At 72.6% G+C, this 24,062-nt stretch carries 20 protein-coding genes; 15 read left to right on the forward strand and 5 right to left on the reverse strand.

The window, feature by feature from the left end; all coding sequences use genetic code 11:
• Window positions 1-114 precede the first annotated feature (114 nt).
• Both MUY22_RS30800 and MUY22_RS30805 read left to right on the forward strand, forming a co-directional pair.
• The gene (locus MUY22_RS30800) at window positions 115-516 is read left to right on the forward strand and encodes a helix-turn-helix domain-containing protein (protein WP_247050403.1); all 402 of its coding nucleotides are present in this window, start codon (window positions 115-117) and stop codon (window positions 514-516) included.
• A 71-nt stretch (window positions 517-587) separates the two neighbouring features.
• On the forward strand, window positions 588-1,571 hold the full coding sequence (locus MUY22_RS30805) for a YihY/virulence factor BrkB family protein (RefSeq protein ID WP_371827504.1): 984 nt from the start codon (window positions 588-590) through the stop codon (window positions 1,569-1,571).
• On the opposite strand, the gene MUY22_RS30810 is transcribed toward MUY22_RS30805, so the two are convergent.
• Window positions 1,568-2,359 carry an SAM-dependent methyltransferase gene (locus MUY22_RS30810; RefSeq protein ID WP_371827505.1) on the reverse strand — a complete coding sequence of 264 codons (792 nt, stop codon included), beginning with the start codon at window positions 2,357-2,359 and terminating at the stop codon, window positions 1,568-1,570. The genes MUY22_RS30805 and MUY22_RS30810 overlap by 4 nt on opposite strands.
• 145 nt (window positions 2,360-2,504) lie before the next feature.
• Here MUY22_RS30810 and MUY22_RS30815 point away from each other — a divergent pair, with 145 nt between their 5' ends.
• On the forward strand, window positions 2,505-3,494 hold the full coding sequence (locus MUY22_RS30815; protein WP_247050409.1) for a TerC/Alx family metal homeostasis membrane protein: 990 nt from the start codon (window positions 2,505-2,507) through the stop codon (window positions 3,492-3,494).
• 62 nt (window positions 3,495-3,556) lie between these two features.
• Here the strand turns inward: MUY22_RS30815 and MUY22_RS30820 are convergent, their stop codons facing one another.
• Window positions 3,557-3,910: a hypothetical protein gene (locus tag MUY22_RS30820; RefSeq protein WP_247050411.1), complete on the reverse strand. Its 354-nt coding sequence runs from the start codon at window positions 3,908-3,910 to the stop codon at window positions 3,557-3,559.
• 76 nt (window positions 3,911-3,986) lie between these two features.
• On the opposite strand from MUY22_RS30820, the gene MUY22_RS30825 reads away from it, so the two are divergent.
• Window positions 3,987-4,601 (forward strand): TetR/AcrR family transcriptional regulator, encoded by a 615-nt coding sequence (locus tag MUY22_RS30825; RefSeq protein ID WP_247050413.1) that lies wholly within the window; start codon window positions 3,987-3,989, stop codon window positions 4,599-4,601.
• A gap of 6 nt (window positions 4,602-4,607) precedes the next feature.
• On the opposite strand, the gene MUY22_RS30830 is transcribed toward MUY22_RS30825, so the two are convergent.
• Window positions 4,608-5,327, reverse strand: a complete 720-nt coding sequence (locus MUY22_RS30830; RefSeq protein ID WP_247050414.1) for a TetR/AcrR family transcriptional regulator — start codon at window positions 5,325-5,327, stop codon at window positions 4,608-4,610.
• 89 nt (window positions 5,328-5,416) lie between these two features.
• On the opposite strand from MUY22_RS30830, the gene MUY22_RS30835 reads away from it, so the two are divergent.
• The gene (locus MUY22_RS30835) at window positions 5,417-6,946 is read left to right on the forward strand and encodes an FAD-dependent monooxygenase (RefSeq protein ID WP_247050416.1); all 1,530 of its coding nucleotides are present in this window, start codon (window positions 5,417-5,419) and stop codon (window positions 6,944-6,946) included.
• A gap of 118 nt (window positions 6,947-7,064) precedes the next feature.
• Here the strand turns inward: MUY22_RS30835 and MUY22_RS30840 are convergent, their stop codons facing one another.
• Complete coding sequence (locus tag MUY22_RS30840; protein ID WP_247050418.1) at window positions 7,065-8,612, reverse strand: adenylate/guanylate cyclase domain-containing protein; 1,548 nt, start codon at window positions 8,610-8,612, stop codon at window positions 7,065-7,067.
• 79 nt (window positions 8,613-8,691) lie between these two features.
• Window positions 8,692-9,432 (reverse strand): sulfite exporter TauE/SafE family protein, encoded by a 741-nt coding sequence (locus MUY22_RS30845; RefSeq protein ID WP_247050420.1) that lies wholly within the window; start codon window positions 9,430-9,432, stop codon window positions 8,692-8,694.
• Window positions 9,433-9,519: 87 nt separating this feature from the next.
• On the opposite strand from MUY22_RS30845, the gene MUY22_RS30850 reads away from it, so the two are divergent.
• The 10 genes from MUY22_RS30850 (at window position 9,520) to MUY22_RS30895 (ending at window position 24,053) form a co-directional block, all read left to right on the forward strand.
• On the forward strand, window positions 9,520-10,284 hold the full coding sequence (locus MUY22_RS30850; RefSeq protein WP_247050421.1) for a helix-turn-helix transcriptional regulator: 765 nt from the start codon (window positions 9,520-9,522) through the stop codon (window positions 10,282-10,284).
• Between the two features lie 86 nt (window positions 10,285-10,370).
• Window positions 10,371-11,279, forward strand: coding sequence for a diiron oxygenase (locus MUY22_RS30855; RefSeq protein ID WP_247050423.1), 909 nt, complete (start codon window positions 10,371-10,373; stop codon window positions 11,277-11,279).
• Window positions 11,280-11,283: 4 nt separating this feature from the next.
• Window positions 11,284-12,771 carry an FAD-dependent oxidoreductase gene (locus tag MUY22_RS30860; protein WP_247050425.1) on the forward strand — a complete coding sequence of 496 codons (1,488 nt, stop codon included), beginning with the start codon at window positions 11,284-11,286 and terminating at the stop codon, window positions 12,769-12,771.
• A gap of 547 nt (window positions 12,772-13,318) precedes the next feature.
• Window positions 13,319-13,651: a WXG100 family type VII secretion target gene (locus tag MUY22_RS30865; protein ID WP_247050426.1), complete on the forward strand. Its 333-nt coding sequence runs from the start codon at window positions 13,319-13,321 to the stop codon at window positions 13,649-13,651.
• Between the two features lie 29 nt (window positions 13,652-13,680).
• Window positions 13,681-13,980, forward strand: a complete 300-nt coding sequence (locus MUY22_RS30870; protein WP_247050428.1) for a WXG100 family type VII secretion target — start codon at window positions 13,681-13,683, stop codon at window positions 13,978-13,980.
• 92 nt (window positions 13,981-14,072) lie between these two features.
• Window positions 14,073-14,639, forward strand: coding sequence for a hypothetical protein (locus MUY22_RS30875; RefSeq protein ID WP_247050430.1), 567 nt, complete (start codon window positions 14,073-14,075; stop codon window positions 14,637-14,639).
• 55 nt (window positions 14,640-14,694) lie between these two features.
• Complete coding sequence (locus tag MUY22_RS30880) at window positions 14,695-18,417, forward strand: hypothetical protein (protein ID WP_247050431.1); 3,723 nt, start codon at window positions 14,695-14,697, stop codon at window positions 18,415-18,417.
• Window positions 18,414-22,421 carry a type VII secretion protein EccCa gene (gene eccCa / locus MUY22_RS30885; RefSeq protein ID WP_247050433.1) on the forward strand — a complete coding sequence of 1,336 codons (4,008 nt, stop codon included), beginning with the start codon at window positions 18,414-18,416 and terminating at the stop codon, window positions 22,419-22,421. The genes MUY22_RS30880 and eccCa overlap by 4 nt, the downstream gene beginning before the upstream one ends.
• 5 nt (window positions 22,422-22,426) lie before the next feature.
• Window positions 22,427-23,806 carry a type VII secretion integral membrane protein EccD gene (gene eccD, locus MUY22_RS30890; RefSeq protein WP_247064209.1) on the forward strand — a complete coding sequence of 460 codons (1,380 nt, stop codon included), beginning with the start codon at window positions 22,427-22,429 and terminating at the stop codon, window positions 23,804-23,806.
• A gap of 4 nt (window positions 23,807-23,810) precedes the next feature.
• Window positions 23,811-24,053, forward strand: coding sequence for a type VII secretion protein EccB (locus MUY22_RS30895; RefSeq protein WP_247050436.1), 243 nt, complete (start codon window positions 23,811-23,813; stop codon window positions 24,051-24,053).
• The last annotated feature ends 9 nt before the right edge of the window (window positions 24,054-24,062 follow it).

Consider the following 24,062-nt stretch of genomic DNA (forward strand, 5'->3'; position numbering starts at 1 on the left):
CGTAACTCCTCAGGTCGGTTGCTTACCTTGAGAGTGTACTAACTTTCAGGAAGTGCAAACCGATGGTGAGTACCGTCACTGGGGATTGTGCTGTCTGCCCGGTACCGTGGGGGCATGACGGAAGCGCCGGAGTGGGTCGACGAGCACGGGCAGGTGGTGTTCGACGTGTTCGCGCAGGCGTGCACGTCCCGGTCCACGCTCGAGCACATCACCGGGCGCTGGGGGATCCTCGCGATGGCCGCGCTCTACGACGGCACGTTCCGGTTCAACGCGCTGCGCCGCCGCGTCACCGGCGTCAGCGAGAAGATGCTGGCCCAGACCCTGCAGGCCCTGGAGCGCGACGGCTTCGTGCTGCGCGAAGCCCAGCCGACCATCCCGCCGAAGGTCGAGTACAGCCTCACCCCGCGCGGCCGGCGCACCGCGACGCTGCTGGTGAACCTGATCCACGACGTCGAAGGCCAGATGCCGGACGTGATGGCGGCGAACGAGGCCTACGACGCCCGCAAGGACGGCTGAGTCACCCGTCCGGGTTTCTCCTCGCCCCGATCGGGTAAACCTCGCGGCGACGAGGCAGGAGCTGGTGCCGGGTGCGCGCAGGACGACGGAAGCAACCGGACGGCCCGACGGAGTTGTCGCGGCGTTCGTGGTGGGAAGTGCTCAGGCGCACGGTCCGGCAGTTCGGCCGGGACAACCTCACCGACTGGGCGGCCGCGCTCACCTACTACGGCGTGCTCTCGATCTTCCCCGGCCTGGTGGTCCTGACGGCGTTGCTGGGCCTGCTCGGCCCCGGCCCGACGCAGACCGTGATCGACAACATCAACCAGGTCGTTCCGGGCCAGGGGCGGGAAATCCTCGTCGGCGCGATCAAGGAGCTGTCCGGTTCGCGCAGCCTCGCCGGCCCGGTGGCGGTGCTCGGGCTGCTCGGCGCGCTGTGGTCGGCGTCCGGGTACGTCGGCGCGTTCATGCGGGCGGGCAACGCGATCTACGGCATGCCGGAGGGCCGTCCACTGTGGAAGGTCCTGCCGCTGCGGCTCGGGCTGACGATCGGCCTCGTGGCGCTGCTGGCCGCGTGCGCGCTGGGCGTCGTGGCGACGGGCACGATCGCGCGGCGCCTCGGCGACCTCGTCGGGCTCGGGCCGACCGGGGTGCAGGTGTGGGAGATCGCGAAGTGGCCGGTGATCGCGGTCCTGATCAGCCTGACGTTCGCGCTGCTGTACTGGGCGGGCCCCAACGTGCGGCAGCCGGGCTTCAAGTGGCTGACCCCGGGCGGGCTGCTGGCGGTCGTGCTGTGGGTGGCGGCGTCGGCCGGGTTCGCGTTGTACGTCGCGAACTTCGGTTCCTACAACAAGACCTACGGCTCACTGGCCGGGATCATCGTGTTCCTGGTGTGGTTGTGGATCTCCAACCTCGCGGTGCTGCTCGGCGCCGAGCTGGACGCCGAGCTCGCCCGCGGCCGCGGCATCGAAGGCGGCCAGGAGAGCGAGGACGAGCCGTTCCTGCCGCCGCGCGACACGAAGGCGATGGACGCCGACGAGGTCGAGGAAGTGACCGACGCCGAGCGGGCGCGCTAGGGCTTGCGGCCCACGCCGGCGTAGACGTCGTCCGGTTCGGCGTCGCGGATGCCCGGTTCCGGGTGCCAGAGCGGGGCGCTCACCACGCCCGGCTCGACCAGCTCCAGCCCGTCGAACAGGGCCGCGACGTCGCTGTAGGGGCGGAAGTACATCGGGTCCCGGCTGTGGCGCATCGCGTCCGCGACCGCCGCCATCTCGCGCGGCGCGTGGTCGGCCGTCAGGTGCGACAGCGCGACGAAGCTGCCCGGCGGCAGCGCCGCGCGGTAGTCGGCGACGATCTCCGCCGGGCGCAGGTCGTCCGGGACGAAGTGGAACACCGCCACCATGAGCAGCCCGATCGGCCGGTCGAAGTCCAGCAGCGCCCGCACGTCCGGGTCGGCCAGCACGGTCCGCGGGCGGCACAGGTCCGCCTCGACCACGACGGCATCGCGGTTGCCCTCGAGGATGAGCCGGCTGTGGGCGACGGCGACCTCGTCGTAGTCCACGTAGACCACCCGGCACGCGGGGTCCAGGGCCTGTGCGACCTCGTGCACGTTGCCGACCGTGGGGATGCCGGACCCCAGGTCGAGGAACTGCGTGATACCCCGGTCGAGCATGTACCGCACGGCGCGGCGCAGGAAGGCCCGGTTGGACGCGGCCACCTGCCGGCCCGACGGCAGGACGGCCATCACCCGTTCGCCGACGACGCGGTCGGCGTCGAAGTTGTGGCTGCCGCCGAGCAGCCAGTCGTAGACCCGGGCCGCGCTGGGCAGCTTGATGTCGACCCCCTCCGGGATCCGCTCGCCCACGGACACCGCGCACCTCGTTTCGCTCTCGTCCCCGGTGCGAAGGATACCCGGAATCGCGCGGTCCCAGCTTCCGTCCACTGTGGACTCCACGTGCGCGGACGCGGAAATGTCCCTACTATCGGTGACAACGGAAGCGGGGGACGAAATGGACATCGGGGTCGGCACCTGGCTGGTCACCCTGGCCGTCATCCTCGGGCTGCTCGCGCTGGACCTGGTGCTCGCCGCGGTCCGGCCGCACAAGGTCGGGTTCCGCGAGGCCGTCGCGTGGTCGGTCGGCTACATCCTCGTCGCGGTCGTGTTCGGGGTGTGGGTGACCCTGGCGCACGGCGGCGAGTTCGGCACCGAGTACTTCGCCGGCTACATCGTCGAGAAGAGCCTGTCGGTCGACAACCTGTTCGTGTTCGTCATCATCATGACCACGTTCGCCGTCCCGGAGGAGCACCAGCACAAGGTGCTCACCTTCGGCATCGTGCTGGCCCTGGTGCTGCGCGGGATCTTCATCGTCGTCGGGGCGACCCTGCTGTCGCTGTTCACCTTCATGTTCCTGCTGTTCGGCCTGCTGCTGATCTACACCGCCGTGCAGCTGTTCCGCCACCGTGACGAGGACCACGACGTCGAGAACAACGTCGTGGTCCGCACCGCCCGCCGGGTGCTGCCGCTGTCGGACGACTACGACGGCGGCCGGCTGACGACCAAGGTCGCGGGCCGCCGGCTGGTGACCCCGCTCGTCGTGGTGCTCGTCGCGATCGGCGGCGTCGACCTGCTGTTCGCCCTGGACTCGATCCCGGCGGTCTTCGGCGTCACCGACGAGCCGTACCTCGTGTTCACCGCGAACGCCTTCGCGCTGCTGGGCCTGCGCGCGCTGTACTTCCTGGTCAAGGGCCTGCTCGACCGGCTCGTGTACCTCTCGACCGGGCTCTCGGTGATCCTCGCGTTCATCGGTGTGAAGCTGATCCTGCACTGGGCGCACGTCGACATCGACGAGGGCTTCCCGGAGATCCCCACCCCGCTCAGCCTCGGCGTGATCCTCGGCATCCTCGCCGTGGTCACGGTGGCCAGCCTGCTCAAGACCCGCCGGGACCCGGATGCGAAAGCGCACCCGGGATCCCTGCGGGGGTCCGATCCGGAACCGTGACCCTCAGCCGATCACGTGTGTGGTCCAGTTCCGCTCTCGTCACCCGGGCAACCGCAATTCCCTTACGGCTCCAGCCGCACCGTGACCGTCACGGCGCCTTTCGCGTCCTGGTGGGCGATCGCGTGTCCGGTGCGGTCGGTGCCGTCCAGCTCCACCGAGATCGGGCCGCCTTCGCCGGTGAAGTTGCGCCACCAGTTCTTCCGGCCCGGGATGCGGACGCCGATCTCGACCTCGTCGCCCGTGCGCCGGTAGCCCACCGGGATGGTGAACGTGCGGCCCGAGCGCCGTCCCGTGTACGTCACGATCGTCAGGTGCCGCCGCACCGCCGCGCCCCAGCGGCGTGACGAGCGCAGGGCCAGCACCCGGCGGTTGACCCCGCCGACCGCGCGTTCGACCAGCCGGCCGTTCGTCCTCATCGGACCTCCTTTTCCTTGTCCGCCACCGTAGCCGCGCAAGAGGAGAGACCTGTCCGCTTGGCGTAAAGTGAGAAACATGAGTGCGGACCCTTCTCACCCGGCGCTGCGGCGGGACGCCCGGCTCAACCGCGAGCGCATCGTCGAGGTGGCCCACGACCTCTTCGCGCGCCGGGGCCTCGACGTGCCGATGGCCGCCGTCGCCCGGCACGCCGGCGTCGGGATGGCCACGCTGTACCGCCGCTTCCCGACGAAGGAAGCGCTGGTCGACGAGGTGTTCTCGCACCAGTTCGACACGTGCGTCTCGGTCGTGGACGACGCGCTGGCCGACCCGGACCCGTGGCGGGGGTTCGTCACGCTCGTCGAGAAGGTCGGGGAGATGCAGGCGTGCGACCGCGGGTTCAGCGCCGCCGTCGCGACGGCGTTCCCGGCCGACGTCGCCGCGGAACGCGCGCTGGGCCGCGTCACCGAGCTGATCGACCGCGCGAAGGCGGCGGGCGAGCTGCGAGCCGACTTCGCGATCACCGACCTGGCGCTGGTGCTCATGGCCAACGACGGGGTGACGACGGACTCCCCGGCGGCCACGCGCACGGCGTCGCGGCGGCTCGTCGCCTACCTGCTGAACTCGTTCCGGGCCGAGCACGCCGGGGTGCCGTTGCCGCCGCCGGCGCCCATGAGCGTCCTGCCGGTGTGAGCGTCGTCAGGGCAGGTGGGCGGCGATGCCCGCGAGCACCCGCTCCAGGCCCGCCTCGAACCACCGGTCCCGGCGGTCGGCGGCGTGCGGCGTCTCGGCTTCGACCATCACCCGGGTGAACCGCGGGTACTGCCCGCTGCTCGCGATCATCGGGCCGTACTCGCCTTCGCGCTCCATCCACTGCTCGTGGCTGAGCCCCGAGAGCCGCGCCGCCTCCTGGTCGCCCAGTTCGCTCAGCACGTGGCCCAGGACGAACGACGAGAGCGTGCCGAGGTTGGCGAGCAGCTCGTCGGTGCCGAGGTCGAGGCCGTCGAACGCCGAGAACGTCAGTTCCGTCCACCACAGGCTGTTCGGCCCGTGGTTCGGCCGGCCCGAGGCCAGCGCGGGGAACCACGGGTGCCGCAGGGCCGTCGCGCGCATCGACCGGGCGATGACGCGCAGGGCGTCCCGCCAGCCCCCGGGCAGCACGGTGCCGCGCAGCTCGCCGGTCACCTCGTCGCCCATCAGCTGCAGGATGTCGTCCTTTTTGGACACGTACCGGTAGAGCGACGTGGTCCCGGTGCCCAGCTCGGCGGCGATCCGCCGCATCGAAACGGCGTCGAGTCCTTCGGCGTCGGCGATCCTGATGCCGGCGGCGGCGACGTCGCGGCGGGTGTGGGCCGGTTTCGGCCCGCGTGTCCCGTGTTCGGGACGCAGCCAGAGCGGCGGGCGGTCGGTCGCCGGCACGAGACCTCCTCGGATATTGCGAACACTGTACCCAGTTCGCTACGGTGGCGATACCGGGAACGGTGTTGCCGGGTTCTCAAGGGGGAAAGATGGACTACGACGTGGTGGTCGCGGGCGCCGGCCCGGTCGGCCTGCTGCTGGCCTGTGAGCTGCGCCTGGGCGGCGCCCGGGTGCTGGTCGTCGAGCGTGAGACGGAGCCGCCGCGCTCGCGGTTCGGGTCGATGGGGGCCCGGGCGGTCAACGCGCCGTCGGTGCACGCGCTGCACCTGCGCGGCCTGCTGCCCGAAGTCGAGCGCGCGGCCGCGATGTGGCTCGGCGGGGGCGCCGGGCTGCCCGAGGTCGAACCCGGCGACACGGGGGAGCGGCCGGACGTCTTCGTCGGCCACTTCGCCGGGATCGGCATCCGCGTCGACCGGCTCCGCCCGCCCGGCCCCGGCGAGGAGTTCCTCGGCGCCGGGGTGATCGCCCAGGGTGACCTGGAGGCGATCTTCGAGCGGCGGGCCGCGGAACTGGGTGTCGAGGTGCAGCGCGGGGTCTCGCTGACCGCGTTCGAGTCCGATGCGGACGGTGTGACCGTCCACATCGGACGTCCGATCCGGACCGGCTGGCTGGTCGGCGCCGACGGCGGCCGCAGCACCGTGCGGCGGCTGGCGGGGATCGACTTCCCCGGCGTGGATCCGGTGTTCACCGGCCGTCAGGCCATTGTGGACCTGGACGACCCGGGCAAGCTCGTCGCGGACGGCTGGCAAGCGGGTGAGCACGGGTCCTATGTGGTCGGTGGCTGGGACGACGGCTCCGGCCCGCCGCGGGTGCACACCGTCGAGTACGAGGTCGTGCCCGACCGCGACGCGCCGGTGACGGCGGAGGAGATCCAAGCCAGCCTGCGGCGGGTGAGCGGCACCGACGTCCGGGTCACGCGGCTGCACGTCGCCACCCGTTACGCCGACACGACCCGCCAGGCCGAGACGTACCGGCGCGGCCGGGTACTGCTGTGCGGCGACGCGGCCCACGTGCACTCGCCGGCCGGCGGGCAGGGCATGAACCTGGGCCTCGGTGACGCGGTCAACCTGGGCTGGAAACTCGCGCTCGTCGCGCGCGGCGTGGCCCCGGACGCGTTGCTGGACACCTACACCGCCGAGCGGCACCCGATCGGCGAGTGGGTGCAGCGCTGGAGCATGGCGCAGACGGCGCTGAGCACCCCACGCGGCCCGCGCGCGGACGCGTTGCGCGAAGTGCTGGCGGACCTGCTCGACACCCAGGACGGCGCCACGTACGTCGTCTCGAAGATCGGCGGCGGCTGGCAGCACTACGACCTGCCGGGCGACTTCCCGCTGATCGGCCACCGCGTGCCGGACCTGCCCCTGTCCGACGGAACGACGCTGGCCCCGCACTTCCGCTCCGGCCGCGCGGTGCTGCTGGACACCGGCACGGGCGCGGCGGAGGCGGCGGCGGGCTGGGAAAGCCGGGTCGAGCTGGTGACGGCGACCCCGCTGGCGTTCCCGGACCAGAAGCTGGCAGCTCTGATCCGCCCGGACGGCCACATGGCCTGGGCCGCCGTCGGCCCGGATCCGGAAGGCCTCCGCGAAGCCCTGACAACCTGGCTGGGCCCACCCGCCTGACCGCCCACCCGCACTTTCGGCTCCGGTGCAAGGAAGTCCGTGAATGCCACATCGAGAGACCTAGTGTCCCTCAATGTGGCATTCACGGACTTCGGGCGCCTCACGCGCAAGGCGGGTGTCAGGTGCGCGGGGTGGCCAGCGTGGTCGGCCGGGTGCGGCCGCGCAGGGTGACCTCCTCCGTCGCCTGCCAATGGTCCGACTCCGCCGAGCCCGCCGACTCCACCGCCGTCCACGAGGCCAGCAAGCGGCCGTCGACGTTCTTCGCCAGCTCCGTCAGCCGCGCCGCTTCGTTGACCGGGTCGCCGATCACCGTGTACTCGAAACGGCGTGGGTCCCCGACGTTGCCCGCCACCGCGTCGCCCGTGGCCACGCCGATGCCCGCCGGGCAGTCCGGGACCTCCGTCGCCAGCCGGGCCGCGATCGCGCGGGCCGCCGCCAGGGCGCAGGTCGCGTGGTCGGCCAAGACCGTCGGCGCGCCGAAGATCGCCAGGACCGCGTCGCCGACGAACTTGTTCACCAGGCCGTGGTTGCGGTCCACCTCGTCGACCACCACCGCGAAGAACCGGTTGAGCAGGCCGACGACCTCCTCGGGCGGGCGGCTCGCGGCCAGCGCCGTCGACCCGACCAGGTCGACGAACAGCACCGACACCGTGCGCACCGTCCCGCCCAGCTCCGCGGGCGCCCGCATGGCCTCGACCGCGACCTCGTGCCCGACGTGCCGGCCGAACAGGTCCCGCATCCGCTCGCGTTCCCGCAGCCCGGCGGCCATCCCGTTGAACCCGGCCTGCAGCAGGCCCAGCTCGGTACCGTCGTAGACCGGGATCTCGCCGTCGAACTCGCCCGCCCGCACCCGGGCCAGCGCGTCCTGGACCGACCGGATCGGGTTGACGACCGCGCGGGCGGTGAACACCGTGACCAGCAGGCCGAAGCACAGCACGACCAGCCCCAACGCGATCACCGAGACGGCCAGCTTCGTGGTCGAGACGTCGCCGCGGACCCACGCCAGCACCGCCGTGACCACGAGCCCGGCGACCGGCACTCCGGTGCCCAGGCACCAGAACAGCAGCATCCGCAGGTTGACGCCGCCGCTGACCGGCCGCGCCGGCGTCGTGCCCGCCAGTGCGCGGGCCGCGTACGGCCGCAGCGCGAACTCGCCGAAGAGGTACGCGATCGCGCAGACTACCACGCTCGCGAAGGCGACCACCAGGAACACGGTCAGCGCGACGTGCGGCTGAAACAGCGCGGCCAGCCCGGCGAACACCACCGTCGCGACGCCCCACAGCACCGCCTGCATCAGCGTGAGCCGCAGTGGGACGCGCAGGCTGGCGGCGCGTTCGGCGTCGGTCGGGCGGCGGCCGTCGGCGGCCCAGCGCAGCGTCCGCAGCGCGCCGCGGGTGCCCCAGAGCGCGCCGACGACCACCGCGGACACGACGTAGGCGGGCACCGCGACCGCTGTCACCCGGACGAGGTCGCCGGACAGGCCCGGGGCGGGCATGAGCAGGGCCGCGAGGCCGACCACGACCAGCGCGCCGATGACGTTGGTGGCGATCAGCGTCCCGGTGAGCAGCAGCTGGACGCGCCGCCGCAGCGTGGGGACGTCCTGGTCGAGGGGCCCGAGCAGCCCGGAGCCGAACGGCCCGGCTGGAGAGTCAGGGTGGAGGGTCACCGGTTCCTGCCGTTCGCCACACGATTGAGTGAACGACTGTACACCGGAGCGCCGCCGGGCGAGGCAAGGCGCGCCGGGCTCACGCCAGGACGGTGATCAGTGCCGCTCCCAGCAGCCCGAGGTAGGCCACGGCGTGCGCGTGGTCCGGGATGTCCGGGGACCACCGCCGCAGCAGCGCGATCGTCGGCAGGGACCCGGCCAGCAGGAGCGCCGCCGCGGCCGGGTCGATCGCCGCGGGCCCCGGTGCGGCCAGGTAGACGGCCGTCGCGGCCGCGGCCACCGGCAGGCTGAGCGGGTTGGCCAGCGCCGTCGCGTCGCTCATCGGCAGGCCGCGCCGTCGCAGCAGTGGCACCGTCAGGACACTGCCGCCGACGCCCAGGAACCCCGCCACCGCGCCGATTCCGACCCCGCCGGCCGTGACGGTGGCCCGGCTCAGCGGGCGGGAAGACCCGCCGCCGAGGAACCCGCGCCGCAGGACACCGTCCAGAATGGTCAGGGCCAGGTACGCGGCGAACAGCGCGTGCAGCACGCCGTCCGGGACGCTCGTCGCGGCCAGCGCGCCGAGGCCCGCGCCGACGGCGATGAACGCGGCCAGCGGCCAGACGTACGCGCGGTGCAGCCGGCCGGCGCGCACGACCGTGATCGTCGCGCCGAGCGAGTTGACCAGCATCACCACCGCGGACGTCCCGACCGCGACGTGCATCGCGGCCGGGCCGGTCGTGGCCACGGCGTAGACCACCGGGACCGTCACGAACCCGCCGCCGAACCCGAAGAGCGCGGTGGTGACGCCGCTGAGGACGCCCAATCCGAAGAGGAGCACGTACCGGAACGCTAGGCCGGACGAGCCTGGCGGGCATTCGATGATCGGCCACGTTCCTCCGAGTTCCGGCCACTTAGGCTCGACGGTGTGCGCAACACCCACATCGACACCGTGGACGACCTCGACCGCGACGTCGTCGCCATCGGCACCGACTACCCGCCCCGGCACGTGCTCGCCGAGCACCGCCACCGCCGGGCCCAGGTGCTCTACGGCGTCACCGGCTCGATGCGCGTCGAGACGGCCGACGGTGCGTGGACCGTCCCGCCGCACCGGGCCGTGCTGATCCCCGCCGGCACGCCGCACGCGGTCCGGATGGCCGGCGTCAGCACGCGCAGCCTGTACGTCGAACCCCGTGCGGTGCCGTGGTTCCCGGCCCGCTGCCGGGTCGTCGAGGTGACGCCGTTGCTGCGCGAGCTGCTGCGGGAGGCGGTCGACGTCGAACCGCGCTACGCCGCCTGCGGGCGTGACGCCGTCCTGCTGCAGCTGGCCCTGCACGAACTGCGCCGGGCCGCGCCGCTGCCGCTCGACCTGCCGTTGCCGGCCGACCCGGAGCTGCGCCGGCTGTGCCAGGACTTCCTCGCCGCACCGCGCGTCGACGTCCGGCCGGCGGCCTGGGCGGCCCGGCTGCACGTCGCCGAGCGGACGCTGCACCGCCGGTTCCGCGCCGAGACCGGGCTCGGCCTCGCGCCGTGGCGGCGTCGCGCCTGCGTGCTGCACGCGTTGCCGCTGCTCGCGGCGGGTGCGCCGGTGGCCGAGGTGGCCGCGGACCTCGGCTACGCGGGGCCGGGCGCATTCACCACGATGTTCCACCGCCTGCTCGGCGCGCCACCCAGCGAGTTCCGCGAACGCTGACTCCGAGGACGGGTGTGCACTGGAACATCTATGTGTTACGGTTGGTAACAGTAAACTGCGGTAACACCCTGACGAGGAGGTCAGCCATGACGAGCATCAGCGAACGCGAGCCGGAGGTGTCGGACCGCGAGACCATCGCGCGGCGGCTGCTGGACTCGTCGGAGCAGCTCTCGTACGACCCCGTCAAGGAGGTCGACTGGGAGACGCCGCTCGACAAGGACTTCCACGGCGCCAGCCCCGAGTGGAGCACGCTCTACGGGACGTCCTACTGGGACGAGATGACCCCGGAGCAGCAGCGCGAGCTGACCCGCCACGAGGCGGCGTCGGTGGCGAGCACCGGGATCTGGTTCGAGATGATCCTGCAGCAGATGATCCTGCGGGACTTCTACGCCAAGGACCCGACCGATCCCGCGTTCCAGTGGGCGCTGACCGAGATCGCCGACGAGTGCCGGCACTCGATCATGTTCGCCCGCGGCGCGGCGAAGCTGGGTGCGCCCGCTTACCGACCGCGCCGGTTCGTCGTCGAGGCCGGCCGGATCTTCAAGGCGACCGCGACCGGCGAGGCCGCCTACGCGGCGATCCTCGTCGCCGAAGAGGTCCTCGACGTCATGCAGCGCGACTGGATGCGGGACGAGCGGGTCGTCCCGTTCGTCCGGACCATCAACAACATCCACGTCGTCGAAGAGTCGCGGCACATGAAGTTCGCCCGCGAAGAAACCCGTCAGCGGCTCGAAGGTGCCGGCTGGGTGCGGCGGCAGGTCAACGCGCTGGTCGTCGCGATCGCGTCGTTCTTCATCGTCACCAGCATGGTGAACCACCAGGTCTACGAGAACGCCGGGCTGGACGGCGAGCGCGCCCGGCGCGAGGCGAAGGCCAACCAGCACCACAAGTCGATGCTGCGCTCGAGCTGCTCCGGGCTGATGGAGTTCCTCCACTCCGCCGGGCTGCTGACCAAGCCGGCGCTGTGGTTCTACAAGCGCGCGAACCTGATCTGACGAGATGGCCTTCGCGATCACGCAGACCTGCTGCGCCGACGCCTCCTGCGTGTCGGTCTGCCCGGTCAACTGCATCCACCCGACACCGGACGAGCCGGACTTCGGCCGCACCGAGATGCTCTACGTCGACCCGGCCACCTGCATCGACTGCGGTGCCTGCGCCGACGCGTGCCCGGTCGACGCGATCTTCCCGGCCGGCGACCTCACCGGGCCGCTGCGGGCCTACGAGGAGATCAACGCCGGGTACTACGCGGGCCAGGACGTGCTGGCCGGGGCGAGCGCCGCGCCCAACTTCCACCGCTGGGCGCAGCCGGCGTTCACCCGGGTGCTCCCGAGCGACTTCGCGCCGCTGGACGTCGCGGTCGTCGGCAGCGGCCCGGCCGGCATGTACGCCGTCGAGGACCTGCTGCTGCACACGAACGCCCGGGTCACCCTGGTCGACCGCCTGCCGGTGGCCGGCGGCCTGATCCGCTTCGGCGTCGCGCCCGACCACCCGTCGACGAAGAAGATCGGCGAGACGTTCGCGCGGTTCCACGACCACCCGCGGTTGCGGCTGCGCCTCGGCACCGAGGTCGGCCGCGACGTTACCGCGGCGGAGCTGGCTTCGCGGCACGACGCGGTGGTCTACGCGGTCGGGGCCACGGCGGCCCGGGCCCTCGGCGTCCCGGGGGAGGACCTGCCCGGCAGCCTGGCCGCGGCGACCGTCGTCGGCTGGTACAACGGCCACCCGGACATCGCCCCCGGCGCCGTCGACCTCTCGGCCGAGCGGGTGGCCGTCGTCGGCACCGGCAACGTCGCCCTCGACATCGCCCGCATCCTCACGGCCGACCCCGAGACCCTGGTGGGCACGGAGATCGCCCCGGCCGCGCTGGCCCGGCTGCGGTCGAGCAAGGTGCGCGAGGTCGTGCTGCTCGCCCGCCGCGGCCCGGAGACCGCCGCCTACACGCGCCCCGAGCTGCTGGCCCTCGCCGAGCGCGCCGGCGTCGACCTCGTGGTCGACACGCACGACCCGCGCGTCGCGGCGGCCATCGACCAGGGGGAGGGCAAGGCGGCCCTGCTGCGTGGCTTGCCGCGGGAGTCCGTGGACTGGTCCACGCCGCCGCCGGAGGACCGCCGCCGCATCGTCCTGCGGTTCCATTCGGCGCCAGTCGCGGTCACCGGCGACACCGAGGTCCGCGGCGTGCGCGTCACCGGCGTCGAGGGTGACGTCGAGATCGGCGCGGGCCGGGTCGTCCGGGCCGCCGGGTTCCGCGGCACCGGTGTGCCGGGCCTGCCGTTCGACGAGGCGACGGGGACCGTGCCGAACGTCGAGGGCCGCGTCGAGGGTCACCCGGGCACCTACGTCGCGGGCTGGATCAAGCGCGGGCCGTCCGGCGGCATCGGGGCGAACCGGGCGTGCGCCCGCGAGACGGTCGGCGCCCTGCTCGAGGACGCCGTCGCGGGGCGGCTGCCGGTGCGCCGCCGGGCCCGGAAGCTCTTCAGCCGCGTCTGAGTGCCCGTTCGTCCACCACCCCGGTCTCCGCGGAGACCGGGGTGGTTTCGTCTTCGCGGCATCCCCCGGATGAGTGATGCGGTACCGCACCAAATCCGCTTCGGCACCGAAGAAATAAGAATGTCCACACCGGACAAGTCGCGTATTCGTACACGGCTCCGGCGCGTTTATTCCTCACCGGTGGAATGAATCCGCGACTTTAGTAGGGTTGCCCGCCCGCGCGCCGGGCGTTCGCGGGCAGACATTCGTGGCCGGAGGGGCAGCCATCCGGCGCCGCGACCGGCTTTCGGGGCCGTTCTCCTGGGTGGTGACCGCGAATGTCCGGTTCTGCCCGACCGTTCGCGCCTGTGTGTCCTTAAGGGAACCGCGTCGCGCGCCCTTCGGAAATCATCCATACGATCACCGTGCTGTCTCCGTCAGGCTTTCACGTCTTCCGGCGTCGAGAGTGCCGGGCGGGGCGATGCCGGGGCCCGCGGAACTCCTTTGTGGACGGAGGCGGCCCGACCCCGTTGAGGCAGGGCAGAACAACGGATTCGAGGAGGCGAAAATGGCGGCTCAGAACGGCGCCAAGGTAGACACCGGGATCATGCGCCAAGGCGCTAGCACCATCACCGACACCGGCCAGGGCATCACGGGCGTGAACCGCCAGGTGGACTCCACGATGCAGGAGCTGCTGGGCACCTGGCGCTCGGACGCGGCCGTGGTCTTCCACGAGGCGATGGGCACGTTCGACCGCACCGTGCAGACGATCGTCGACCGGCTGAACACGCTTTCCCAGCACGTCACGACCGGCGCGAACGACTACGACCGCCAGGACGAGGACAACACCTCGAACGTGCGCCAGCAGGCCGCGACCATCGGCGGCCTCCCCGGCTTCTGACCGGACTCCCTCTTCAGGAAAGGAAACCCATGGCTCTGGGTCAGTTCACCATCAGCTTCGCGCAGATGGAAGCCACGGTCGGGCGTGCGCAGCAGCAGTCGCAGCAGATCACCGAGCTGCTCGACCAGATGAACCGCACCATCACCGCGCAGCGCGAGCACTGGCTCGGCAGCGCGGCCGACGAGTTCCAGTCGACCTACGAGTGGTGCCGCCAGCAGGCGCTGACGCTCCCGCAGTCGCTCGACGCCGCCGGCCGCACGCTGGCGACCGTCAACGAGGGCACGTCGAGCACCGAGAGCGCCAACGCGACGCGGTTCGCGCAGCGCTGAGTCTCCCGCGCTCCGGCCGGGGCACGGCAGTCAGCCGCCGCGCCCCGGCCGGTTCGTCCGAACGCGACAGACCGGAAAGGACTCCTCCCGCCATGGCTTTCGACCCGGTGGTCTTCGAAACCGCCCAGATCGCGAACCCGAACAACCAGCACAGCGACACCCCGCCGTCGACCGAGGGCGCGTTCACCAGCCCCGGCCACCAGGACCCGGGCGACCAGGGCAACGTCTACATCCCGGTCGGTGACGTCTCCACCGCACCGCCGGTCCCGGGCGGCGCGGACCACCCCGGCAAGGGCGTCACCGCGGTGAACACCCAGGCGATGCACACGTTCGCGCAGAACCTGCGCACGCTCGCCGACGGCCCGTTGTCCAAGCTGCCGGGCCAGCTCGACACCGTGAACATCAAGCCGGGCGTGTTCGCCACCGCGCACGACAAGCTCATCCAGCCGATCGTCGGCGAGGGCGGCCTGCGCGACTCGACCCGCACCACCGTGCAGGACCTCATCACGGCGATGCACGACGCGGCGGACGCGGTCGACAAGGCGGCCAACGCCTACGACTCCGCCGACGAGGCCAACAAGATGACGACCGACGCCTACAACCAGTACTTCGGGCAGCTGAGCTCGGAGATCACCGGCGCGGGGTCCAAACAGCACTGATCGCGGGCGGGTTTCGGCGGGCTGAGGCGAACCAGGGACGGGCGAGCGAGGGACGATGGGCGACGACAACAACACCCACGGGTTCACCCAGGACGACAACGGCGTCTGGCCGGATTCCAGCAACACGCCGACGAACTCCACCGGCGACCCCGGCAAGGACTTCGACGGCCTGACCTGGAAGCAGATCGAAGCCGCCATCCTCGGCGGCGGGTCGATGGCGCCCGGCCAGGACCAGGCCGACCAGGCCTACGGAAACGTGAACTGGCAGTCCCTGCAAGCCGCCGCCGGCGTGTTCCAGACGACGCAGATGAGCCTCGCCGTCGTCGCGGAGGCCGTCCAGAAGCAGGTCGAGGCGCTCGCCGGGGAGGACGGCCCGTGGAAGGGCACGGCGGCGACCAACTTCAAGGGCATGATGAACGACATGGCCTCGAAGTTCCAAGGCCTCGTCCACCAGATCAGCGACGGCAGCAGCGGCGGCCGCAACATCCCGAACCAGCTGGCCAACTCGGCCGCGTACCTGCAGTGGGCGCAGAACACCCTGCGCTACATCGACTCCTACTACGCCCAGCAGGTCATCGCGCGCGGCAAGGTGCTCAACGACGGGCGCGCGTACATCTCGCAGTTCCCCGACGCCGTCGAGATGATGACGAACGACATGCGCCAGGTCGGCAACCAGCTGTCCGGCAAGTACCACTCGTTCTCCGTCGCCAGCTACACCGCGCCGCCGCCGGCGACCCCGCCGCCCGTGGACGTCCCGCCGCCGCCTCCGCCGCCCGAGGCCCCGCCGCCCCCGGACATCCCGCCTCCCGCGGACGCGCCGCCCCCGCCCGCCATCCCGCCGCCGCCCGGCGGTTCCGGTGGTGGTGGCGGTGGCGACGTGCCGCCTCCCGAACTCCCGCCCCCGCCCGGCGACACGGGTGGTGGCGGTGGCGGCGGTACTCCGCCGCCGTTGTCCAGCGCCGAAATCCCGCCGCCACCCGGCGGTGACTCCGGCCTGGGCGGGGACGGCGGGGGCACACCCCCGCCGTTCCAGAACCTCGCCGTCGCGCCGCCGCCCGGCGCGGGCGGCGACAGCGGCACCGGTGGCCCCGGTGATCTCGGGGACATCAACCCGCCTTCGCTCGACGGCCCGCCCGGTGACGTCGGCGCGGGCGGTGGCGCCCTGCCGCCGTTGACCTCGCCGAACCTGACCCCGCCGCCGTCCGGTGCCGGGGGCAAGGACGACCAGAAGGCCGGCGGCCTCGGCGACATCAAGCCGCCCGCGCTCGACAGCCCGCCGGGCGACGTGGGCGCCGGTGGCCTGGGTGACATCAAGTCGCCCTCGTTCGACTCGGCACCGGGTGACGTCGGTGCGGGCGGTGGCGCGGGTGGTCTCAACGGCCTCGGCGACCTGAAGTCGCCGGCGCTGGGCACCCCGCCGGGAGCCGGTGGTCTCAACGGCCTGGGCGCGAACGCCCTCAACCCGGCCGACGTGCCGTCGTCGCTGCAGGACCCCAAGGCGGGCGGCGGTTTCACCTCGCCGATGGGCGGTGGCATGCCGATGATGCCGCCGGGCGGCATGGGCGGCGGGATGAACCCCGCCGGCTCGGAGCGCCCGGACTCGGCCGGCCTGCTCGGCGGCGTCGACAAGCCGTGGACCAGCAGCCTGCCCGACGGCCTCGGCGACCCCAGCGCGCTGACCGACGCCCCGGCGTTGAAGTCGGCTTCCTGGTCGGCGCCTCCGGGTGACGTCGGGGGCGCGGGCGGTGCCGGTGACGTCGGCGGCGCGGGTGGCGTCGGCGACGTCGGTGCCGGCGCTCTTGATCCCGGTGGCATCAGGGGCCTGGACCCGAGTCAGTTGCAGGCGCCCGGCGGTCTTTCGTCGTCGAATGGTGGTCAGCAGCAGGGCATGCCGGGTTCGGGGATGCCAATGATGCCGCCGGGTGGCATGGGCGGGGGCATGAACCCCGCGGGCTCGGAGCGGCCGGACTCGGCGGGTCTGCTGGGCGGCGTCGACGCGCCTTGGGATTCGGCGCTGCCGGACGGCCTGGGCGACCCGAGTTCGTTCGGCGAGACCCCGGCACTGGAGTCGGCTTCGTGGTCGGCGCCTCCGGGTGACGTCGGGGGCGCGGGCGGAGCGGGCGATGTCGGTGGCCTCGGCGACCTCGGTGCCGGCGTTTCCGATCCGGGTGGCATCAAGGGCCTGGACCCGAGTCAGTTGCAGGCGCCGGGCGGTCTTTCGTCGTCGAATGGTGGTCAGCAGCAGGGCATGCCGGGTTCGGGGATGCCGATGATGCCGCCGGGTGGCATGGGTGGCGGCATGAACCCCACCGGTGCGGAACGGCCGGACTCGGCCGGTCTGCTGGGCGGCGTGGACGCGCCGTGGACGGCGGACGTGCCGGACGGTCTCGGCGACCCGAGTTCGTTCGGCGAGACTCCCGCGCTGCAGTCGGCCTCCTGGTCGGCGCCGCCGTCGGACGTCGGCGGTGCCGGTGACCTGGGCGGGATCGGCGGTGCGGACGCCGTCGACCCGGGCGGCGTCAAGGGCCTCGACGCGAGCCAGTTGCAGGCGCCGGGCGGCCTGTCGTCGGCGAATTCTCCGCAGCAGCAAGCGTTTCCGGGTTCGGGCATGCCGATGATGCCGCCGGGCGGCATGGGCGGCGGCGCGAACCCGACGGGCGCCGAGCGCCCGGATGCGGCGGGCCTGCTCGGCGGCATCGACGCGCCGTGGACGCCGGACGCCCCCACCGGCGTCGGCGACCCGACCTCGGTCGGCGAGACTCCGGCCCTGGGGGCGGCCTCGTGGTCGTCGCCGGCTTCGTGGGCGGCACCGTCCACCGGGGACTCGACACCGGCGGCGCCGGGGATGCCGATGACGCCTCCGGGCGGCATGGGCGGTGGCGCGAACCCGCCGGGAGCGGAGCGGCCGGACTCGGCCGGTCTGCTCGGGAGCGTGGACGCGGCCTGGACGCCGGACACCCCCAGCGGGACCGGCGACCCGACCTCGGTCGGCGAGACCCCGGCGCCGGGCGCGGCCTCGTGGTCTCACCCCGCCCCGCCCGGTGGTGTGGGCGGCGGGATCCCGGCCGCCCCGCGCGTCGACGCGCCCCGGACCCCGGAGGCGCCTGCCGCCGCCGGTCCGGGCGTGCCCGCGATGCCGATGATGCCGCCGCCGATGACCCCGCCCGACAACGGCGCCACCGCGGAACGTCCCGACTCCGCCGGTCTGCTCGGCGGCGACAGCTCGGCCTGGGCCACCGCTGACACCCCCGGCGAACCCGACCCGGGCGCCGGCACCCCGCGTGGCTGGGCGACGGCCGTGCCGGTCAGTGGCTGGGGCACCGCGCCCGTCGGAAAGTCCACATCGGACGATCACGACGACGACGTGCGGATCTCCGTCGTGCGGCCCGTCGAGTCGAGCGAAGACACCTCCGCCTGGGACGTCGGCACCGCCGAGTTCCTGCCCGGCCTCCTCCCGTTCGGGGCGGTCGCGCCGGCCGGTGAGTCCGAAGTGGACGTCAGCACGGACCTCGTCGAACGCAGTGACGAGCCGTGGCGGCCCACCGAAGACGAGCCGCGGGAGACGTATCGGCGGATCCGGGTCGGCGACGGCGAGTCCATTCCGGACGAACTGCCGACCTGCGGTGACGGCCCGGCCCTCGACACCGAAGCCGAGGCCCCCGAGCCGGAACCCGAAGAAGAGCCTGAAGAGGAAGAACGCACCATGGCGGACCTGCTGAGCCAGGACGACTCCGCGTGGGGCCGTCCCGCGAGCCGGCCTTCGGGGGTGCTGGAGTGAGCACGGAAACCGTCAAGCGCGGCCCGCGCGCGTCCGGCCCCGAACTGCCCGAAGGCCAGGAAGAGCTGCAGGAGCCGCCCGTGCTCGCCGAACCGGCGGCGCGGGACTTCAACTCGCTGCTCATGATGCTGCCGATGGGCATCGGGTCGATGGTGATGGTGCTGTCGTTCTCCGGTGTCGGCGGCAGCTCGCCGATGACCTACGTCCTCGGCGGCGGCATGGGCCTGTCCATGATGGCCATGAGCGTCGGCCAGCTCACCCGCGCGGTGGGGGAGCGCAAGCGCAAGATGCGCGCCGAACGCCGTGACTACCTGCGTTACATCGCCCAGGTCCGCACCCGGGCCCGGGCGACGGCCGAGCAGCAGCGCCGCGCCGTGGCGTGGAACAACCCGTCGCCGGACTCGCTGTGGTCGCTGTCGATGGGCCGCCGGTTGTGGGAGCGGCGCGTCAGCCACGACGACTTCGGCCGCGTCCGCATCGGCCTCGGCTCGCAGCAGTCGGCCCTCGAACTGGTCCCGCCGGTCACCAAACCGATCGAGGACCTCGAACCGCTGTCGGCGATCTCCCTGCGCCGCTTCACCGAGACCTACCGGTCGCTCTCGGGCATCCCGACGGCGGTCGGCCTGCGCAGCTTCACCAGCGTCGAGTTCGACGGCGACCCCGAGGCCGCCGCGAGCCTGGTGCGGGCGATGCTGGCGCAGCTGGTCGTGTTCCACTCGCCGGACGAGCTGCGGATCGCCGTGCTCACCACCGAAGCCGCGCAGTCCCAGTGGGACTGGGTGAAGTGGCTGCCGCACAACCAGCACGCCACCCTGCGCGACCCGGCCGGCCCGCTGCGGCTGCTGGCCGCCGACCACGACGACCTGATGGACGTCCTCGGCCCGGACGTCGCCGACCGCGACGACCACGACAAGGCCGTCGGCCCGACCACGACCGAACCGTTCGTGGTGATCGTCGCGCACCTGGCCATGATCCCCGAGTCGTCGCGGCTGCTGGGCGCGGGCTTGCGCAACGTCGTGCTGCTGGACGTCACCGGCGCGCTTCCCGGTGGCCCCAAGGTGCTGCGACTGACCACGAAGGACGATCGCGTCGAGTTCCCGGCCGGCACCGGCGTCGGGTCCGCGATCCGCGACGAGCTGTCCGTGACGCAGATCGAGGGCCTGGCCCGGCTGCTGTCGCCGAAGCGCACCAGCGGCACCCTGGAGATCACCGAACAGCCCCTCGAGAGCGACTTCGGGCTGACCGCGCTGCTCGGCATCCGCGACGTCCACAGCTTCGACATCCCGGCGCAGTGGCGTCCGCGCGCCGTGCAGCGGGCGCGGATGTCGGTGCCGATCGGCGTCACCGAGGACGGCGAGATCGTCGAGCTGGACCTCAAGGAGTCCGCGCAGGGCGGCATGGGCCCGCACGGCATGCTCATCGGCGCCACCGGCTCGGGCAAGTCCGAGCTGCTGCGCACCCTGGTCCTCGGCCTGGCCGCGACGCACTCGTCGGAGATCCTCAACTTCGTCCTCGTCGACTTCAAGGGCGGCGCGACGTTCCTCGGCATGGACCGGCTGCCGCACACCTCGGCGATGATCACCAACCTGGCCGACGAGCTGCCGCTGGTCGACCGGATGCAGGACTCGCTCAACGGCGAGATGGTGCGCCGCCAGGAGCAGCTGCGCGCGAGCGGGCACCCGTCGCTGTTCGAGTACGAGAAGGCCCGCGCGGCCGGCGAGCAGCTGCCGCCGATGCCGACGCTTTTCCTGGTCGTCGACGAGTTCTCCGAGCTGCTGAGCGCCAAGCCGGAGTTCATGGAGCTGTTCGTCTCGGTCGGCCGGCTGGGGCGCAGCCTCGGCGTCCACCTGCTGCTCGCGTCGCAGCGGCTGGACGAAGGCCGCATCCACCGCGTCGAGGGTCACCTGTCGTACCGGATCGCGCTGCGGACGTTCTCTTCGATGGAGTCCCGCAGCGTCATCGGCGTCGGCAACGCGTACGAGCTGCCGTCCGAACCGGGCAACGGCTACCTCAAGATCGACACGACGAACCTGGTGCGCTTCAAGGCCGCTTACGTCTCCGGCCCGGTCCCGGCCGGCGGCGGTGACGGCGCGAGCGACGTCGCCCGCGCGGGTGCCGAGGTCGTCCCGTTCTTCACCCGGACCCGGCCGACCCGGTTCATCGTCCGCGACGACGAGCCGGACCCCACCGCCGAGAAGACCGCCCAGGAAGTCCTCGAAACCGCGCCGAGCGGGCCGACCCTGGCGGACGCCTTCGTCGAGCGGCTCACCGGCGCGGGCCCGGCGGCGCGTCAGGTGTGGCTGCCGCCGCTGGCCGAGTCGCCGAGCCTGGACGCGCTCCTGCCGGGCGTGCTGCCGGACGCCGTGCGCGGCATGAGCGTGCAGGACCCGGCCCAGCTGGGCCGCCTGCGGGTGCCGCTGGGCATGATCGACCGGCCGTTCGAGCAGGTCCGCGAGCTGTTGTCGGCCGACCTGTCCGGCGCGGCCGGGCACGTCGCGGTCGTCGGCGGCCCGCAGACCGGCAAGTCGACGCTGCTGCGGACCCTGGTGCTGGCCCTGGCCATGACGCACACGCCGGCGGAGGTCCAGTTCTACGGGCTGGACTTCGGCGGCGGCGGGATCATGTCGATCAGCGGCCTGCCGCACGTCGGCTCGGTCGCCACCCGCCTCGAGCGCGACCGCGTCGTGCGGACCATCGAAGAGATCTCGCAGATCATGGAGCACCGCGAGAACATCTTCTCCGAACGCGGCGTCGAGTCGATGGACGTCTACCGCCAGCTGCGTCGCCGGGGCCAGGTCGAGGACGCCTTCGGTGACGTCTTCCTGGTCGTCGACGGCTGGTACTCGCTCAAGAATGACTACTCCGAGCTGGAGCAGAAGATCGGCGAGCTCGCCTCGCGCGGCCTCTCGTTCGGCATCCACGTCGTGATCGCGTCGACGCGCTGGTCGGAGATCCGCCCGTACCTGCGCGACCTGCTGCAGACCCGGTTCGAGCTGCGCCTGGGCGACCCGATGGAGTCGGAGATCGGCTCCCGCAAGGCGAAGACCGTGCCGAGCCAGCCCGGCCGCGGCCTGACCCCGGACGGCCTGCACTTCCTCGCCGGCCTGCCCCGGATGGACGGCAGCGCCGCCACGGACGACCTCGCCGCGGCGACCAAGGCCGTCGCCGAAGAGGTGCACACGTTCTGGCCGGGCCGCCGCGCGCCGGCCGTGCGGCTGCTGCCCGCGACGTTGCCGCTGTCCGAGCTGCCCCGCCCCGACGGCGACCTGCGGCTGGCCCTGGGCCAGGACGAGCAGCGGCTGCTGCCGGTGTGGCACGACTTCCGCGCCACGCCGCACCTGCTGGTGTTCGGCGACAACGAGACCGGCAAGACCAACATGCTGCGGCTGGTGCTGCGCTCGGTGCTGGCGCGGTACGGGCCGGGCGAGGCGAAGATCGTGCTCGCCGACCCGAGCCGTCAGCTCGACGCCGAGGTCCCGGAGGCCTACCGCGTCGGCTACGCGACGACGACCGAGGCGCTGCAGGAACTCGCGACCCAGACCGGGGTGTCGCTCTCGCCGCGGGTGCCGGACCAGAGCGTCACGGCCGACCGGCTCAAGCGCCGCGACTGGTGGACCGGCCCCCGGCTGTTCCTCGTCGTCGACGACTACCAGCTGCTCACCGGCGGCATGGGCTCGCCGCTCGAGCCGCTGCTGTCGCTGCTCGCGCAGGGCGCCTACATCGGCATGCACCTGGTCGTCGCGCGCAGCACGTCGGGCGCGATGCGCGCGCTGAGCGACCCGGTGATCCGCCGGCTGTGGGAGCTGGGCAGCCCCGGCGTCGTCTTCTCCTACCCCAAGGAGGAAGGCAAGTTCCTCGGCGAGGCCGCGCCGCGCAAGCTGCCGGCCGGCCGCGCCCAGCTCGTCACCCGCCGCGGCGTCAAGCTCGTCCAGACCGGGTTCGTCCCCGGTCCCGACCAGCTCGTCGGCAGCACATTCGGCACTCTCGAAGGGAGCGGACGTTGACCGCCATGCAGCAGGGCGAGCTGTGCCGGGTCACCGTGCACGGCCCGCAAGGGCGCGCCGACCTGGCCGTGCCGATGGGTGTCCCGGTGACGAGCCTGCTGCCGGTGCTGCTGCGGCACACCGGCGGCCACGAGGACCTCGGCGACTCGTGGGTGCTGCAGCGCCTCGGCGAGGCGCCGCTCGACCCGGCGGGCACGCCGGAGTCGCTCGACTGGAAGGAGGGGGAGGAGTTCCACCTCCGCCCCCGGCTGGACCCGTTGCCGGAACTGGACTTCGACGACATCGCCGACGGCATGGCCACCGCCGTCAGCCGCCAGTCCGGCCGCTGGAAGCCCGAGTTCAACCGGTTCCTGTTCCTCGGCTTCGCCATCGCCGGCCTGCTGGTGCTGGCCCGGGTGCTGCTCTACCCGGGCGCGCTGGGCCTGTCCGCCATCGGCTGCGCCGTCGTGGCGCTGGGCCTGCTGGTCGCGGCCGTCGGCTCGGGCGTCCGGTCCGAGGACACGGCGCTGATCACGCTGCTGGGCCTGGGCGGCTGCGGGTTCGCGTTCGTGGCGGGAGCGATCGCCGTCGCGGGCCTCGGGCCGGCGTTCGACCTGCAGACCGCGCCCCTGCTGTCCGGCTGCCTGGCTTCCGGTCTGGCGGGCGGCCTGATGCTCGGCGGCCGGGCCGCGTGGGCGCCGGTCACGCCGTTCGTCCCGTTCGGCACGGTCGTGGCCACTTCCGCGGCCGGCGCGATCACCCTGTGGCTGCACTACGGCCCGGAGTTCTCGCCGGTGCAGTCGGCGGCGCTGGTCTCGGCCGTCCTCATCGGACTGCTGGTGTTCGCGCCCCGGATCGGCATCCGGTTCGCCCGCATCCGCGGCCCGCAGCTGCCCCGCACGGCCGACGAACTGCAGTACGACATCGAGCCCGCGCCGGCGGCGAAGATGGTCGCGCAGACCGCGTACGCCGACGGCTACCTCACGATCGCCTGCGTCACCTCGGCCGTCATGTTCGCGTGCTCCTTCCCTTTCCTGGTCGGCCAAGGCCTGTTCCCCGGCATCCTGGCCGGCCTGCTCGCGGCGGCGGTGCTGATGCGCTCGCGCAGCCTGCTGGGCGCGTGGCAGCGAGTGCCGCTGGCCGTCGCCGGCGCGCTCGGGTTGGTGCTGCTGACGTTCTCGCTGATCGAACCGCTGACCCCGGATTGGCGCGGCGCGGCCGCGGCCGGGGTGGTGCTGGTGTTCTTCCTGCTGGTGCTGGCGATGCTGCGGCCCCCGCCACGGCGGCTGCTGCCGATCTGGGGTCACCTGGCCAACTGGCTGGAGACGTTGAGCGCCGTCGCGATCCTCCCGATCCTGCTGCAGCTGTTCGGGACGTACGCGTGGGCCATCGGACTGACGGGCTGAAACCATGGTGCAGACGCAAAAGGACCACGTCGAGGCGTATTCGTTCCTGATTGGACGGATGACCTCGGCCCTCGTGCTCGGCGACGCGAGCCACCTCGACGTGCCCGCCAAGCGCACCTGGACCGGCCTGCTGGTCGGCGCGGCGCTGGCGGTACTGATCGTGCTGGGGTTCTTCGTGTTCGGCCTGATCGCCCACCACACCGGGCACGCCGTCCAGGCGACGCCGCCCCCGGTCCGCCGAGCCTGAAAGGAGCGT

The sequence above is a fragment of the Amycolatopsis sp. WQ 127309 genome, assembly GCF_023023025.1.
In the GTDB taxonomy this organism is placed as follows: domain Bacteria; phylum Actinomycetota; class Actinomycetes; order Mycobacteriales; family Pseudonocardiaceae; genus Amycolatopsis.

Bases quoted from the DNA above. Each gene is read 5' to 3' on its own strand.
- MUY22_RS30800 (WP_247050403.1), top strand. From the start codon at position 115: ATGACGGAAGCGCCGGAGTGGGTCGACGAGCACGGGCAGGTGGTGTTC.
- MUY22_RS30815 (WP_247050409.1), top strand. From the start codon at position 2,505: ATGGACATCGGGGTCGGCACCTGGCTGGTCACCCTGGCCGTCATCCTC.
- MUY22_RS30820 (WP_247050411.1), bottom strand. From the start codon at position 3,910: ATGAGGACGAACGGCCGGCTGGTCGAACGCGCGGTCGGCGGGGTCAAC.
- MUY22_RS30825 (WP_247050413.1), top strand. From the start codon at position 3,987: ATGAGTGCGGACCCTTCTCACCCGGCGCTGCGGCGGGACGCCCGGCTC.
- MUY22_RS30835 (WP_247050416.1), top strand. From the start codon at position 5,417: ATGGACTACGACGTGGTGGTCGCGGGCGCCGGCCCGGTCGGCCTGCTG.
- MUY22_RS30855 (WP_247050423.1), top strand. From the start codon at position 10,371: ATGACGAGCATCAGCGAACGCGAGCCGGAGGTGTCGGACCGCGAGACC.
- MUY22_RS30860 (WP_247050425.1), top strand. From the start codon at position 11,284: ATGGCCTTCGCGATCACGCAGACCTGCTGCGCCGACGCCTCCTGCGTG.
- MUY22_RS30865 (WP_247050426.1), top strand. From the start codon at position 13,319: ATGGCGGCTCAGAACGGCGCCAAGGTAGACACCGGGATCATGCGCCAA.
- MUY22_RS30870 (WP_247050428.1), top strand. From the start codon at position 13,681: ATGGCTCTGGGTCAGTTCACCATCAGCTTCGCGCAGATGGAAGCCACG.
- MUY22_RS30875 (WP_247050430.1), top strand. From the start codon at position 14,073: ATGGCTTTCGACCCGGTGGTCTTCGAAACCGCCCAGATCGCGAACCCG.
- MUY22_RS30880 (WP_247050431.1), top strand. From the start codon at position 14,695: ATGGGCGACGACAACAACACCCACGGGTTCACCCAGGACGACAACGGC.
- eccD (WP_247064209.1), top strand. From the start codon at position 22,427: ATGCAGCAGGGCGAGCTGTGCCGGGTCACCGTGCACGGCCCGCAAGGG.
- MUY22_RS30895 (WP_247050436.1), top strand. From the start codon at position 23,811: ATGGTGCAGACGCAAAAGGACCACGTCGAGGCGTATTCGTTCCTGATT.